This is a genomic window from Neptunicoccus cionae (assembly GCF_002860325.1).
In the GTDB taxonomy this organism is placed as follows: Bacteria; Pseudomonadota; Alphaproteobacteria; order Rhodobacterales; family Rhodobacteraceae; genus Amylibacter; species Amylibacter lutimaris.
In genome coordinates this window covers 239,086-253,154 of the sequence record NZ_PKOJ01000001.1, presented here as the reverse complement: position 1 = coordinate 253,154, position 14,069 = coordinate 239,086, and the positions used below count along the sequence as shown (strand labels likewise).

General features: G+C 56.6%; 14 protein-coding genes. 11 read left to right on the top strand and 3 right to left on the bottom strand.

Annotation, left to right across the window (positions count from 1 at the left end; all coding sequences use genetic code 11):
• Positions 1-2: 2 nt before the first annotated feature.
• The gene (gene map / locus C0U40_RS01215) at positions 3-857 is read right to left on the bottom strand and encodes a type I methionyl aminopeptidase (protein ID WP_286134729.1); all 855 of its coding nucleotides are present in this window, start codon (positions 855-857) and stop codon (positions 3-5) included.
• Between the two features lie 67 nt (positions 858-924).
• Positions 925-1,632 (bottom strand): DNA/RNA nuclease SfsA, encoded by a 708-nt coding sequence (gene sfsA / locus C0U40_RS01210; RefSeq protein ID WP_101653939.1) that lies wholly within the window; start codon positions 1,630-1,632, stop codon positions 925-927.
• Between the two features lie 40 nt (positions 1,633-1,672).
• Between sfsA and C0U40_RS01205 the strand changes: the two genes are divergently transcribed.
• The 4 genes from C0U40_RS01205 to C0U40_RS01190 are packed head-to-tail and all read left to right on the top strand — an operon-like array spanning position 1,673 to position 4,631.
• A complete protein-coding gene (locus C0U40_RS01205; RefSeq protein ID WP_101653938.1) occupies positions 1,673-2,398 on the top strand; it encodes a competence/damage-inducible protein A in 726 nt (241 codons plus the stop codon).
• Entirely contained in the window at positions 2,395-3,108 is a 714-nt protein-coding gene (locus C0U40_RS01200; RefSeq protein WP_286134728.1) for a GNAT family N-acetyltransferase, read from the top strand. Before C0U40_RS01205 ends, C0U40_RS01200 begins: the two co-directional genes overlap by 4 nt.
• A gap of 15 nt (positions 3,109-3,123) precedes the next feature.
• Complete coding sequence (locus tag C0U40_RS01195; protein WP_101653936.1) at positions 3,124-3,693, top strand: peroxidase-related enzyme; 570 nt, start codon at positions 3,124-3,126, stop codon at positions 3,691-3,693.
• Positions 3,690-4,631, top strand: coding sequence for an OmpA family protein (locus tag C0U40_RS01190; protein ID WP_101653935.1), 942 nt, complete (start codon positions 3,690-3,692; stop codon positions 4,629-4,631). The genes C0U40_RS01195 and C0U40_RS01190 overlap by 4 nt, the downstream gene beginning before the upstream one ends.
• A gap of 30 nt (positions 4,632-4,661) precedes the next feature.
• On the opposite strand, the gene C0U40_RS01185 is transcribed toward C0U40_RS01190, so the two are convergent.
• The gene (locus C0U40_RS01185) at positions 4,662-5,567 is read right to left on the bottom strand and encodes a LysR family transcriptional regulator (RefSeq protein WP_101653934.1); all 906 of its coding nucleotides are present in this window, start codon (positions 5,565-5,567) and stop codon (positions 4,662-4,664) included.
• A 389-nt stretch (positions 5,568-5,956) separates the two neighbouring features.
• Between C0U40_RS01185 and C0U40_RS01180 the strand changes: the two genes are divergently transcribed.
• From C0U40_RS01180 to infB, 7 genes are all read left to right on the top strand, one after another.
• Positions 5,957-7,300 (top strand): glutamine synthetase family protein, encoded by a 1,344-nt coding sequence (locus C0U40_RS01180; protein WP_101653933.1) that lies wholly within the window; start codon positions 5,957-5,959, stop codon positions 7,298-7,300.
• Positions 7,301-7,367: 67 nt separating this feature from the next.
• On the top strand, positions 7,368-7,835 hold the full coding sequence (locus C0U40_RS01175) for a TspO/MBR family protein (RefSeq protein WP_101653932.1): 468 nt from the start codon (positions 7,368-7,370) through the stop codon (positions 7,833-7,835).
• Entirely contained in the window at positions 7,832-8,509 is a 678-nt protein-coding gene (locus C0U40_RS01170; RefSeq protein WP_286134727.1) for an SDR family NAD(P)-dependent oxidoreductase, read from the top strand. The genes C0U40_RS01175 and C0U40_RS01170 overlap by 4 nt, the downstream gene beginning before the upstream one ends.
• Before the next feature lie 199 nt (positions 8,510-8,708).
• Complete coding sequence (rimP, locus tag C0U40_RS01165) at positions 8,709-9,272, top strand: ribosome maturation factor RimP (protein ID WP_101653930.1); 564 nt, start codon at positions 8,709-8,711, stop codon at positions 9,270-9,272.
• Positions 9,269-10,894 carry a transcription termination factor NusA gene (gene nusA, locus C0U40_RS01160; RefSeq protein WP_101653929.1) on the top strand — a complete coding sequence of 542 codons (1,626 nt, stop codon included), beginning with the start codon at positions 9,269-9,271 and terminating at the stop codon, positions 10,892-10,894. Before rimP ends, nusA begins: the two co-directional genes overlap by 4 nt.
• A 24-nt stretch (positions 10,895-10,918) precedes the next feature.
• Entirely contained in the window at positions 10,919-11,560 is a 642-nt protein-coding gene (locus C0U40_RS01155) for an RNA-binding protein (protein ID WP_435673783.1), read from the top strand.
• A gap of 6 nt (positions 11,561-11,566) precedes the next feature.
• Positions 11,567-14,065 (top strand): translation initiation factor IF-2, encoded by a 2,499-nt coding sequence (gene infB, locus C0U40_RS01150; protein ID WP_101653927.1) that lies wholly within the window; start codon positions 11,567-11,569, stop codon positions 14,063-14,065.
• Positions 14,066-14,069 lie beyond the last annotated feature (4 nt).

The following is a 14,069-nucleotide window of genomic DNA, read 5'->3' as shown; positions in this document are numbered from 1 at the left end:
GTTTAAGGCTGGGTCGGGTGGAACAATCCGGCAGGAGATTCCGTGAAGATTTCAAATCCATCCGCTGTCACCCCGAGGGAGTGTTCAAACTGGGCCGAGAGTTTCTTGTCCCGCGTTATCGCTGTCCAGTCATCCGCCAGAACCTTGGTTTCGGGGCGACCCAGATTAACCATCGGTTCGATCGTAAAGAACATGCCTTCTTCCAGCACAGGTCCGGTGCCCCAACGCCCGTAGTGCAGCACATTTGGCGGTGAATGGAACACACGCCCCAGACCGTGACCGCAGAAATCCCGCACCACGGAACAGCCCTGAGCTTCGACATAACGCTGGATGGCGGCGCCAATATCACCAAATGTATTGCCCGGTTTAACCTGTTCGATCCCGATCATCAGCGCATCATGGGTAACTTGGATCAACCGTTCGGCATAGGGTTTCGGCTTGCCTGCCACATACATGCGGGAGTTGTCCCCGAACCAGCCGTCCAGAATACAAGTCACGTCAATATTCAGGATGTCGCCGTCAAACAGCGTGTCATCGGTCCGCTTGTGTTTGTCATTCTTCCACATCGGGATCTTCGTCCCGGGAATGCCATGGCACACAACATGGTTCACCGAAATACAGGAGGATTTCGGATAGCCTTTATAATCGAGCGTTGCAGGGATGGAGTTATTGGCGATCATGAAATCGTGGCAGATCTGGTCCAGCTCCTCGAGCTTCACGCCCGGCACCACATGGGGCGCGATCATGTCCAGAATTTCAGCGGCCAGTCGGCCGGCGCGGCGCATGCCTTCGAACTCTTCCGCAGAGTGAATGGTGATACCGTCTTTGTTGAGCCTTGGGGCTTGGCGTCCTTCCACGGGGACCTCCGATCTGTGAATGGCTGGCGTATTAGGGCAATCCAGGCCTTTTTGCCAGTCATCCCGTTCAAAATTGTTCTACAGGCAGTGCGGTGCCAAGACTTATGCCCGTTGGTGACATATCGCAAGTGTAGCATATCGCCTCCACCCCCGCAGCCCGCGCCTGTTTGTAGGCGGCGGCATAGGCCGGATCAAGCGCCTCGGCCAGTCGGAACCGCGCGCAATCGGTGCGTTGCACCAGATAGAGCATCACGGCGCGGTGCCCCTGTGCCGCCATCTCTGTCAATTCGCCCAGATGTTTGGTGCCGCGTACCGTGACAGTATCGGGAAATTCCGCCCAATCCGGCTCTCCTTTCAAGGTCACGCTCTTGACCTCGACATAGGCATCAGGACGGCCATCTGCCGTAAGGAGAAAATCAATGCGGGAGTTCTGACCGTATTTCGCCTCTGCACGGATGTTATCATATCCGGTAAGTTCTTTGATCCGCCCCGCATCCAGCGCCTCGCGCACCAGACGGTTGGCCAGTCCGGTATCAATTCCGGCAAAATGCCCGTCCCCGAGTTCAACGAACTTCCAGCTGTAGTTCAGCTTGCGTTTCGGATCGTCATTGGGTTCCAACCAGATGCCCTGCCCTTCCTGCTTCAATCCGGTCATGGCCCCTGTGTTGGCGCAATGGGCGACGACTTCCCGCCCGTCTTCAAGGCGGCAATCGGCAAGAAAGCGTTTGTAACGGCGGATCAGGGTGGCGCGGATAAGCGGGCTGGAAAACTTCATCGCCCGAGCCTAAAACGGGGCAAACATAAGGACAAGCGATATGGCGAACCCCACAGCGGCACTTTTGGTGATTGGTGATGAAATCCTCTCGGGGCGTACCCGCGATGCGAATATGTATCACCTTGCAGGACGGCTGACAGAGGTGGGGATCGATCTGAAAGAAGTGCGGGTGATCTCTGATGATGCCGGTGAAATCCAGAGCGCGGTGAATGCGTTACGCGAAAAGTACCAGCATGTGTTTACCAGCGGCGGTATCGGGCCAACCCATGATGACATCACGGCGGATAATGTGGCTGCCGCTTTCGGGATCGGCATTGACGTGCGCGAGGACGCGATGGAGGTGCTGGCCACGAACTATCCTGAAGGACGCGCCGCCATCAACGAAGCACGGATGCGAATGGCACGGATACCGGACGGGGCACGACTGATTGACAATCCTGTATCCAAGGCCCCCGGTTTTTCGGTGGAGAACGTGCATGTCATGGCCGGCGTGCCAAAGATTTTCGAAGCAATGCTGGACGCCCTGCTTCCGGAACTGGCTTCCGGTGAACCGCTGGTATCGGAAACAGTGCGGGTAGACCGCCCTGAAGGGGATGTTGCCGGACCGCTGGCTGAAATAGCAAAGGCTTTTGAAGATCTGTCGATCGGATCCTATCCTTTCAACACGCCGCAAGGCTTGGGCAGTAACGTGGTGATGCGCGGCACGGATGCGAACCGTGTCGGGGACGCCGCGGCGCAGGTGCGGCAGGCTTTCGGGATTGAATGATGCAGATACCCTCGGAACAACAGCTTTTTGAAGCAGTCGATGCAAGCTGGCCCGCCCACAAAACGCAGGAACTGGACGGCTGGATCCTGCGCGAGGGACGCGGCGGAGGCCAGCGCGTCTCCGCGGCCTCTGGCGAAGGTGATATCGCACAGGCCGAAGCCGCGATGGAGGCTTTGGGGCAGGACAAGCTGTTCATGATCCGCGGCGACCAGTCCGCTCTGGATCAGGAACTTGCTGCACGGGGCTATATCATCAAGGATCCGGTGGACCTGCTGGTCGGGGATGCCCGCGAGATTGCCCAAGGGTATGACCCGAAGAAACAGGCAATCTTTACCGGATTACCGCTGGCAATCCTTACTGAAATTTGGGCAGAAGGCGGAATCGGAGCAGAGCGGATCAACGTGATGAAGCGGGCGACATGCCCCAAATCCTATGTTCTGGGACGTCTGAATGCCCGCGCCGCAGCGGCGGCTTTTGTCGGCTGTCACAACGGGGTTGCAATGGCCCATGCGGTCGAGGTTCTGGCCCCTGTCAGACGCAATGGCATGGCCGAAAGTATGATGCGTGCGGCGGCCGGTTGGGGGGCAGAGAACGGCGCAACGGTCTTTGCCGTTCTGGCAACACAAGCGAACACCGGCGCGCAATCGCTGTATCGAAAAATGGGCATGGAAACCGCCACCCAGTATCACTATCGTATCAAGACACCCTAACCGGAGCATCTGATTTTGACCAAACCCCTTGTGACCGCCCTGAACCTGCCGCAGATGGACCCGCTGCCACCGGAAACCCAACGGTATTTCGATATCTGTGTAGAGAAACTGGGGTTTGTGCCAAATGTTCTGCAATCTTACGCCCATAACGTGGACAAGCTGAACGCCTTCACCGGCATGTATAACGATCTGATGCTGGGAAACAGCGGACTGAGCAAGCTGGAACGGGAGATGATCGCCGTTGTGGTCAGTTCCCACAATAAATGTTTCTACTGTCTTGTGTCCCACGGTGCCGCCGTGCGCCAGTTGAGCGGCAAACCGGAACTGGGCGAGGCACTGGTGATGAACTACCGCGTGGCCGATCTGTCTGCGCGGGAACGGGCCATGCTCGACTTTGCGGTGAAGATGACAGAAGCCAGCGCCAAGATCGAAGAACCGGACCGCCAGCTCCTGCGGGATGCGGGGCTGTCTGACGCGGATATCTGGGATGTTGCAGCCGTTGCGGCTTTCTACAATATGTCCAACCGCTTTTCCTCGGCTGTGGCAATGGAGCCAAATGCGGAGTATCACAGCGCCTTCCGATGAAAGCTGCCCGCCTGCTCCGATCCTCATTGTTTTACACCTTGTTGTGTGGTCTGCCGCTGACCGCAACTGCTGCGGAATTCGTGTTGCAACTTCCGCTCGGGGCGAAGGCAACCTATTCGCAGGTGGAAAACACCCTGCCTGCCCTTGTGCCGATCGGACCCTATAAAGACGGCAAAATTCCCAAGGTCGAAGCCCCGAAAAATATCCAGCGCACGGTTTGGGTCATGGGCGGTGAAAGCACAGTCGCACAGGTGCAAACCGGAATTCTCGGACAGCTTGCATCAGCCGGCTACGAACCGCTGATGTTTTGTGTGGCCAAGGAATGCGGCGGTTTTGACTTCCGCTTCGGGATCGATGTTGTGGATGAACCCATGATGCGGGTGAACCTGCGCAACTACCGTTTCATCAGCGCCAAACAGACGGTTTCGGAAAATCCGGCTTACGTGACCTTTCTGCTTAGCCGGTCTCCGGTAGCGGTCTATGTGCAGATGACGGAATACAGCCCAGCTGCCGGAACTGTGGAAGGCAACGAACCGGCCCTGAAGCCATCGGAAACGCTGGTTGAACAGCCAGAGATTGCCGGACAAATCGGACCGGTCTCACTGGTGCTGGAGGGACTGGAATTTCAGACTGGCAGCGCGGAGCTGGGAAACGATCCGACCGGCTCGCTCAGCAAGCTGGCAGAATTGCTGAAACAAGACCCTGAAGTAAAAGTCCTGCTGGTCGGCCACTCCGATATGTCAGGGTCTGTCGAGGCTAATATTGCGATCTCGACCAAACGGGCCGACAGTGTGCGCCGTGCCCTGATCCGCGATCACGGTATTGATGCCAGCCGTCTGTCGGCGCACGGAGTCGGATTTCTTTCCCCGCGCGCAGACAATGCAACAGAGGCCGGACGCCAGAAAAACCGCCGTGTCGAGGCGGTCTTTTCAAGATAATCGAGGCGTGTTGTCGGGCGACCGAAACGCTTACCAGCTTTCGGGGCCCTTGCCTTTGAAATGTTCCACCAGAAAATCGATGAAAGCACGCAGTTTCGGTTGGGTATACAGCCCTGGCGGATAGACAACGTGGATGCCAAGTTGCTCTACCGGCAGATCCGGCAAAACCGCTTTCAGACGTCCGTCTTCCACTGCGTCATGGTAAAGAAAGCTGGGTAGATAGGCGATGCCAAGACCTGCTTCTGCCGCTTGCAGCAGGGATTGCCCGTCATTCACCGTCAGGCTGCCGCCTGCGCGGATCAAACGTTTTTCCCCGGTAGCCGAAGTAATCTTCCAGGAATTGCCCGAGGACTGGTTGGAAAAATGCAGCAGCTTGTGCTGGGCCAGATCGTCAATTCGCTTGGGGATTCCATTGTCATGGAAATACTTCGGAGACCCGATCACCCGCATATTGGTTTCTGCCAGCTTGCGCGCCCGCAAGGAGCTGTCCTGCATCTCTCCGATACGGATCGCAAGGTCGAAGCCTTCCGACAGCAAATCGACATTACGGTTCGAAAGAACCATATTAACGTTGATTTCAGGATAGCGGTTGAGAAAGGCACCCAGAGCCTTCGAAATGTGGTTCACACCGAAATCGGTTGTAGCAGACAGGCGCAGGGAACCGCGCGGCGTGGATTGCATGGATGTCACCATCGCATCCGCTTCGCCTGCATCATCCAGCACCTGACGGGCTTTGTCATAATAAGCGAGGCCGATCTCCGTCGGGCTTACGCGACGGGTCGTGCGGTTGAGCAGACGCGCACCGAGCCGTGCTTCCAAAGAGGAAACATGTTTCGAAATCGCGGATTTCGACAAACCCATCTTTCGGGCTGCATCGGTGAAACCGCCCAGATCAACAACACTGGCAAAGGCTTCCATTTCTGTCAAACGGTCCATTACTCATTACCTCGTTATTATTCATGCTCAATGCTGGCTGTTATGATCTGCAAATGCGTCACGAATTGGGAAACAAAGGGACATTCACCCGTCAAATTCAGGTATTGTTAGGGCATTGGACACAATGAAACAGTCCGGGCATCTTCTAAAACAATGGCGTAAGAAGCTGTTATTGAACATTTTTTTTGGGTTTTTCAAATTCTGCACAAACAAGCGGCAGAATATCGGGCAAGTGCATGTCCCACCATCAAGTGGCCGATTCCCCTCCCCCGTTCGCATCAAACACGCCTGCTCTTCGCTCCCGAAAACGGGGCTCGGAAAGATTTCAGTTGACGCTTCACGGTGCATGGATCACCCATTTCACAAGTAATAGGAATAATCGTGACATTATGACTGCGGCAAAGACAGCCTCCGACTGGATTGAGCAAAACCCCGATGTAACCTCTGTGCAGGCAGGAACCTATGATCTGAACGGACAGCTCAGAGGGAAGCGGATGCCGATTTCCAGCCTTGAGAAGGTACTGGACGGAAGTTTGCGAATGCCTCTTTCGCTGGCCGTGGTGGATGTCTGGGGTCACGACGTCGAAGAAAATGCACTGGTGTTTGAATCCGGCGACGGAGACGGATTATGCCTGCCGACAGAACGGGGCGTTACCCTGTCGAGCCTTGGTGAAGAACCGGCAGCCTTTGTTCAGTTGATGTTCGCCAATGAGGACGGCACCCCGTTTCCGGCCGATCCCCGTCAGGCGCTGGCCGGCATTGTAAAGGAATACGCCGATCGTGGATTGACCGCGGTTGTCGCAACAGAGCTGGAGTTTTACGTCACCGATCCCGGTTCGGATTTTGCTACCAGCCAGATGTCGGACCGCGTTTCGGAAACCTATGCCACGGTTTCACTGGACGAACTGGATCATTTCGAACCCTTCCTGAACGAGGTTTACCGCCAGTGCGAAGAACAGGGCGTTCCCGCAGATGCGGCAATTTCAGAGAACGGGACAGGCCAGTTCGAGATCAACCTCAACCATGTCGCAGACCCGCTGCGGGCAGCAGACGATGCCTTGATGTTTAAACGGATCGTGCGCGCCGTGGCCCGCAAACACGAACGGTCGGCTACTTTTATGGCCAAACCCTTCGGGGACAGGTCCGGCAGCGGCCTGCATGTGCATTTTTCGGTTTTGGATGCCGAGGGGAATAATATCTTCGCAAACGGCACCGAGGAGGGTTCGGATGCCCTGCTTCATGCTGTGGCCGGATTGTTAGACGCTATGCCGGATTCCATGGCGATCTTTGCGCCCCATATGAATTCGTACCGTCGCTTTGCCCCGATGAGCCACGCGCCGAGCGCTGTGGCCTGGGGCTATGAAAACCGCACGGTTGCCGTGCGTATTCCCGGCGGACCTGATGAAGCACGCCGGATCGAACATCGCGTGTCCGGGGCGGATGCCAACCCTTACCTCGTGCTTGCGACGATACTCGGGGCGGCCCTGCGGGGAATGGACCGTGCAAAGATGCCCCCTGCCCCGACCGTGGGTGACGGCTATGATCCGGACCTGCCGCAATTGCCCAAAGTCTGGGACAGCGCGGTGGACGCATTCGCGGAAAGCCCCCTGATCGCCGAGATCTTCGATCCGCTGCTGATTACCTCTTTCGTGCTGGCCAAACGGCAGGAGATGGCAAAATTCGCAGCCGTGGTGAGCGATTTTGAAATGCGCACCTATGTAGACGCAGTTTGACGAACGCCCTGCCCCGTCTATTTCAAGTGCGAGCCCTGTCGGGGCATAACACTCGAAAGGGCTGAAAATGGTTTCGGTAAGATCCAACCTCCTGTCGCTCGTGGTTTTTGTCATCGGCGTGGTCGTCTGTGGCGCGCTGATCGGTGTTGCGACAGCCCCGGGTCCGTGGTTTGACACACTGGTAAAACCGGCCTTCAATCCGCCTGCTTGGGTATTCGGTCCGGTTTGGACAACGCTTTATATTCTGATCGGGATTGCAGGCTGGCGCATCTGGCATGTGAACCGCAGCAGCACCGCCATGAAACTGTGGTTTGCCCAGATGATCCTGAACTTTGCATGGTCGCCGCTGTTCTTTGGCGCCCACCGGATGGATCTTGCGCTTGGGGTGATCGTGCTGATGCTTATCGCGATTTTCGGCTTCATTCTGACAAGCTGGAACCGAGACCGGATTTCAGCGGTGCTCTTCCTGCCCTATGCTGCATGGGTCAGCTTTGCGACGCTGCTGAATGCATCGCTGCTATATCTGAACTCGTGAGCGAATCTCCTGCAAAACGCGCCTTGGTGCTGGGCGGCTCTGGCGGTATTGGCAGCGCACTGGCGCAAAAGCTGCGCTCGGATGGATGTGATGTGACCACCTTGTCCCGCACTGCGGATGGCTTTGACATAACGAATGAGGCCGCAATCAAACAGGCGCTGGGCAAGCTCGATCCGCCCTATCACACGATTATCACCGCGACGGGAGCGCTGACCTCAGGCAACGTGCAGCCAGAGAAATCACTCAGGGCGCTTGATCCGGAAACACTCGCCGCGCAATTCGCGGTGAATGCGACCGGGCCGGCGCTGGTTCTGAAGCACGCACAGCGGTTGCTGCCAAGGCGGGAGCGGGCCGTATTTGCGGCCCTTTCCGCGCGGGTCGGCTCTATCGGAGACAATAATCTCGGGGGCTGGTATTCTTACCGTGCCTCCAAAGCGGCGTTGAACCAGTTGATCCACACCGCCGCTATTGAGCTGGGGCGCAGCCATAAACAGGCGATCTGTGTTGTGCTACATCCGGGCACGGTAACAACATCCTTCACCGAGAATTACCGCAATCACGCCTCTGTCCCGCCTCAAGAGTCCGCTGCAAACCTGATCAATGTGCTGGACGGACTGACGCCGGAACAGACCGGACTGTTCTTTGACTGGGCAGGGAAACCCGTGCCGTGGTAAGCAGACCAAACTTGCGGTCTGTTGCTTATTCTGAAAGCGTGGCTTGCCTTTTCCGATTCGCAGGCGTATATCCACCTCAACAGCGGTAAGACTGGCCTCCAACCCCAGACTTCCATCGGATTTCACGACGGGCCGCGCGCCCGTTTTTTTGTGCCTGACACGTCCTGTGCCCGACACTGTAGCCTAAGGGACCATATCCATGTCTGATCTGATCGCGAAAGCGGCCATCGACAAACGATTGGCAGAAATTGTACAGCCCGTGATCGAGGATCTCGGCTATGAACTGGTGCGCCTGCGCCTGATGAGCGGCAAGCAAACCATCTTGCAAATCATGGCCGAACGCCCCGAAGGTGGCATCGAGGTGGATGATTGCGCCAAGATTTCAACCGAACTCTCTGCTATTCTGGATGTGGAAGACCCGATTGACGGGGATTACGCGCTGGAAGTGTCGAGCCCCGGCATCGACCGTCCCCTGACACGCCTGAAGGATTTCGACGTTTGGGAAGGCTATGAAGCCAAGATCGAAACCAGCGAACTGATCGACGGTCAGCGCCGCTTCAAGGGTGATCTGCGCGGCACGCAGGACGGTGAAGTGCTGATTGAAATCCCCCAAGGGATCATCGGCCTGAAATTCGAATGGCTTTCCGACGCCAAGCTGGTTCTCAGCGATGCGTTGATCGCAGAAAGTTTAAAAGCCCGCAAAGACGGTGGGCTGGATGAAAGCAAGTTTGACGATATTGAAACCGAAGAGGACGCGTCATGAGCATTACCAGTGCGAACCGTTTGGAGTTGTTGCAAATCGCTGATGCGGTTGCCCGCGAAAAAATGATCGACCCCGATCTGGTGCTGCAGGCGATGGAAGAATCCTACGCCAAAGCCGCCAAATCGAAATACGGCCCCGAACTGGACATCCGCGCCAAGATCGACCGCAAATCCGGCGAACTGGAAATGACCCGCGTGCGCGAAGTCGTGGCCGAAGTTGAAAACCACTTCACCGAAATGACCGTAGAAGAGGCCCGCGCCCATCTGGACAACCCCGAGGTGGGCGACTGGGTGATCGACGATCTGCCGCCAATGGATTTCGGCCGGATCGCTGCGCAATCTGCAAAACAGGTTATCCTGCAAAAAGTGCGCGAAGCCGAGCGCGAACGCCAGTACGACGAATTCAAGGATCGCGAAGGCACGATCATCAACGGTCTGGTCAAACGTGTGGAATACGGCAACGTGATTGTAGATGTGGGCCGCGGTGAAGCCGTGCTGCGCCGCGACCAGTTGATCAACCGCGAACTGTTCCGCAATGGTGACCGCATCCGCGCCTATATCAAGGAAGTCCGCTCTGAAATGCGCGGCCCGCAAATCTTCCTCAGCCGCACGTGCCCCGAATTCATGGCAGAGCTGTTTAAAATGGAAGTACCGGAAATCTATGATGGTATCATCGAGATCAAGGCAGTTGCCCGTGATCCGGGTTCCCGCGCCAAAATCGGTGTTATTTCCTATGATAACTCCATTGATCCGGTGGGTGCCTGTGTTGGTATGCGCGGTAGCCGTGTGCAGGCTGTTGTGAACGAACTGCAAGGCGAAAAGATCGACATCATCCCTTGGAACGACGATGCGCCGACCTTCCTTGTGAACGCGCTGCAACCGGCAGAAGTGTCCAAGGTTGTTCTGGACGACGATGCAGAGCGGATCGAAGTTGTTGTACCGGACGATCAACTGTCGCTGGCCATTGGCCGTCGCGGTCAGAACGTGCGTCTGGCAAGCCAGCTCACCGGTCTGGATATCGACATCATGACCGAAGCCGAAGAATCCGAGCGCCGTCAAAAAGAATTCGAAGAACGGTCCAAACTGTTCATGGACACCATGAACGTGGACGAAGTTGTTGCACAGCTTCTCGTTTCCGAAGGGTTCGCTACACTTGAAGAAGTTGCCTACATCGAAATCGACGAACTTCTGTCGATTGAAGGCTTTGATCAGGACACAGCCGAAGAATTGCAGGCCCGCGCCCGTGAATCTCTGGACGAAATGAACGCCAAAGCCCTTGAAGAAGCCAAGGAACTCGGTGTTGAGCAGTCCCTGATCGACTTTGAAGGTCTGACACCGCAAATGATGGTTGCTCTGGCAAAAGACGGCGTGAAAACGCTGGAAGACTTTGCAACCTGTGCAGACTGGGAACTGGCCGGTGGCTACACCACGGTAGATGGCAAACGGGTTAAGGACGAGGGTCTGCTGGAAGCCTTTGACGTGGGTCTAGATGAAGCACAACAACTGGTGATGACAGCCCGCCTGATGCTGGGTTGGGTCACAGAAGAGCAACTTGCCGAAGATGCGGCCGGCGATGAAGTCGAAGACGACGACGCCGAAACAGCCGAGGAGTCCGAAGTCTGATGCGTCAGATTTCGGGATATGCCATTGGGTCGCGCTGGACGAAAGACACAAACCGATGAAACCACCCGCCGCTGTATAGCGACGGGAGAGGTTCAGCCCTGCAAAGGGCTCATTCGGTTTGTCCTCTCGCCAGACGGCGTGGTGACACCTGATTTGGCCGAACGTCTTCCGGGACGGGGCATGTGGGTCAGCGCAGAGCGGTCTGCGCTGGAACTCGCTATTAAGAAAAATCTGTTCTCAAGGGCAGCCAAAGCACGGGCAACTGTGCCCGACGGCTTGCTGGAATTGTTGGAACAGCTCCTGGTGCAGCGGCTTGTGGACCTGATTTCCCTTGCCCGCAGGGGTGGAAATGCTATTTGTGGGTTTGAAAAGACCAAAGGCGCGCTAATTTCCGAAGCTGCCTTGGTTCTGTTGCAGTCAAATGACGGCTCGGAATCCCAAAAGCGCAAGCTTCGCCCGCCAAACGGCCAGAATACCTATATTTCCTGCCTGACAGCCGCCGAATTGGGTTTGGCTTTTGGGCGCGACTATGTGATACATGCGGCGCTTGTCGGCGGGGGTTTGACAAAATCGGTCAAACGCGATGCGGCAAGGCTTGCCGGACTACGCGGCAGGGATGCCATAACAGAGGCAAAGCAGCCGGACGAACCGGCGGTGAAAGGTTAAAGACGAATGAGCGACGACGATAAAAAGCCATTGGGGTTGGGCGGTAGCCGACCATCTACAAGCCGTGTACGGCAAAGTTTTTCCCATGGGCGCACTAAATCGGTTGTGGTCGAGAAGAAGCGCAAGCGTGTGATCGTGCCGAAACCTGGCACATCCGGCGGCGGTTCTGGTGGTAAATCCGGCGGCGTGAACGCACCGGGCATTTCCGACGTGGAAATGGAGCGCCGTAAGAAGGCGTTGCTGGCGGCCAAGGCACAAGAAGCCGAGCGCGCTGCCAAAGAGGCAGAAGAAACCGCACGCCGTGAGGCAGAGCGGGACGAGCGCCGCCGTGAAAAAGAGGAAAAAGAGCGCGAAGAAGAAGAACGCGCTGCACGTCTGCGCGCCAAGGAACAGGCCGAGAAGGAAGCCAAGGAAGCGGCGAACAAGCCAGCTGCCAAGGCAAAACCACAGGCCGCACCTGAAGAGACTGTTGCACCTGTCGATCCGGCCGCTGTGGAAGCTGCCGCAGCCAAGGCCCCTGCGAAGGGTCCGAAACGGGACGACAAAGGTCCGGCTCGCGCCGAAGAAAAGAAACCTGCCCGCGGCAAGGGCGGCGATGACCGTCGCAGTTCCGGCAAGCTGACCATCAGTCAGGCCCTGTCGGGTCGCGAAGGCGGACGCCAACGCTCTATGGCAGCGATGAAACGCGCACAGGAGCGGGAACGCCGCAAATCCATGGGCGGCAAGCAGGAACGCGAAAAGATCATTCGCGACGTACAGGTGCCTGAAGCGATCACCGTTCAGGAACTGGCCAACCGCATGGCAGAAAAAACTGCTGCTGTTGTTAAGGCACTGATGACAAACGGAATTATGGCCACGCAGAACCAGACAATCGACGCAGATACTGCGGAACTGATTGTTGAAGAGTTCGGCCACAAAGTGGTGCGTGTGTCTGATGCGGACGTTGAAGAAGCGATCATCACTGTAGAAGACAAAGAAGAAGATCTGGAGCCACGCGCCCCTGTGATCACCATCATGGGCCACGTTGACCACGGTAAAACTTCTGTTCTCGATGCGATCCGCAAAACCAATGTTGTGTCCGGCGAGGCCGGTGGCATCACCCAGCACATCGGTGCGTATCAGATCACAACCGACGACGGCACATTGTTGTCCTTCCTTGATACACCGGGCCACGCGGCGTTTACGTCGATGCGGGCGCGGGGTGCACAGGTCACGGACATCGTGGTTCTGGTTGTTGCCGCTGATGACAGCGTCATGCCTCAGACGATCGAAGCGATCCACCACGCTCACGCAGCCGAAGTGCCAATGATCGTTGCGATCAACAAAATGGACAAACCCGGTGCGGACCCTGATGCGGTACGTGCAGAACTTCTTCGTCACGAAGTGATCGTAGAGGCAATGTCCGGTGACGTTCAGGATGTGGAAATGTCCGCGCTGAAGGGCGAAGGGCTTGATAAACTGCTTGAAGCGATCTCGCTGCAGTCCGAGCTTCTGGAACTGAAGGCCAACCCGAACCGCAACGCCGAAGGTGCTGTGATCGAGGCGAAGCTGGACGTAGGCCGCGGCCCTGTTGCCACGGTTCTGGTACAAAACGGTACGTTGCGCAAAGGCGATATCTTCGTTGTGGGTGAGCAATACGGTAAGGTCCGTGCACTGATCAACGACAAGGGCGAGCGCGTAGACGAAGCCGGACCTTCTGTTCCTGTAGAGGTTCTGGGTCTGAACGGTGCTCCTGAAGCCGGCGACGTTCTGAATGTTGTATCCAGCGAATCAGAAGCCCGCGAAATTGCGGATTACCGGATCAGCGCTGCCAAAGACAAAAAAGCCGCTGCTGGCGCCGGTACAACACTGGATCAGCTGCTGGCCAAAGCCAAAGCAGACGAAAACGTGTCCGAACTGCCAATTCTGGTCAAAGCGGACGTACAAGGTTCTGCCGAAGCGATTGTTCAGGCGATGGAAAAAGTCGGCAACGACGAAGTCCGCGTTCGGGTGTTGCACTCCGGCGTTGGCGCCATCACCGAAAGCGACGTGACACTGGCCGAAGCCTCTGGTGCGCCAATCATCGGCTTTAACGTGCGGGCCAACGCGCCGGCACGTAACAGCGCCAACCAGAAAGGTGTGGAAATCCGCTACTATTCCATCATCTACGATCTGGTGGACGATGTGAAAGCGGCAGCCTCCGGCCTGCTGTCTGCCGAGATCAAGGAAACCTTCATCGGGTATGCAACCATCAAGGAGGTCTTCAAGATTTCCGGTACAGGCAAGATTGCCGGTTGTGAAGTCACCGAAGGTGTTGCCCGCCGCGAAGCCGGCGTGCGTCTGCTGCGCGACAACGTTGTGATCCACGAAGGCAAACTGAAAACCCTGAAGCGCTTCAAAGACGAAGTGAAAGAAGTTCAGGGTGGTCAGGAATGTGGTATGGCCTTTGAGAACTACGAGGATATCCGTGAAGGTGACGTGATCGAGATCTTTGAAACCGAAGAAATCGAACGCAAACTGGATTAATCCG

What these genes read in the sequence shown, in the direction of transcription:
- C0U40_RS01190 (WP_101653935.1), top strand. Translation starts at nt 3,690, where the DNA reads ATGAAAGCTGCCCGCCTGCTCCGATCCTCATTGTTTTACACCTTGTTG.
- rimP (WP_101653930.1), top strand. Translation starts at nt 8,709, where the DNA reads ATGTCTGATCTGATCGCGAAAGCGGCCATCGACAAACGATTGGCAGAA.
- C0U40_RS01200 (WP_286134728.1), top strand. Translation starts at nt 2,395, where the DNA reads ATGATGCAGATACCCTCGGAACAACAGCTTTTTGAAGCAGTCGATGCA.
- sfsA (WP_101653939.1), bottom strand. Translation starts at nt 1,632, where the DNA reads ATGAAGTTTTCCAGCCCGCTTATCCGCGCCACCCTGATCCGCCGTTAC.
- C0U40_RS01185 (WP_101653934.1), bottom strand. Translation starts at nt 5,567, where the DNA reads ATGGACCGTTTGACAGAAATGGAAGCCTTTGCCAGTGTTGTTGATCTG.
- infB (WP_101653927.1), top strand. Translation starts at nt 11,567, where the DNA reads ATGAGCGACGACGATAAAAAGCCATTGGGGTTGGGCGGTAGCCGACCA.
- C0U40_RS01180 (WP_101653933.1), top strand. Translation starts at nt 5,957, where the DNA reads ATGACTGCGGCAAAGACAGCCTCCGACTGGATTGAGCAAAACCCCGAT.
- nusA (WP_101653929.1), top strand. Translation starts at nt 9,269, where the DNA reads ATGAGCATTACCAGTGCGAACCGTTTGGAGTTGTTGCAAATCGCTGAT.
- C0U40_RS01175 (WP_101653932.1), top strand. Translation starts at nt 7,368, where the DNA reads ATGGTTTCGGTAAGATCCAACCTCCTGTCGCTCGTGGTTTTTGTCATC.
- C0U40_RS01205 (WP_101653938.1), top strand. Translation starts at nt 1,673, where the DNA reads ATGGCGAACCCCACAGCGGCACTTTTGGTGATTGGTGATGAAATCCTC.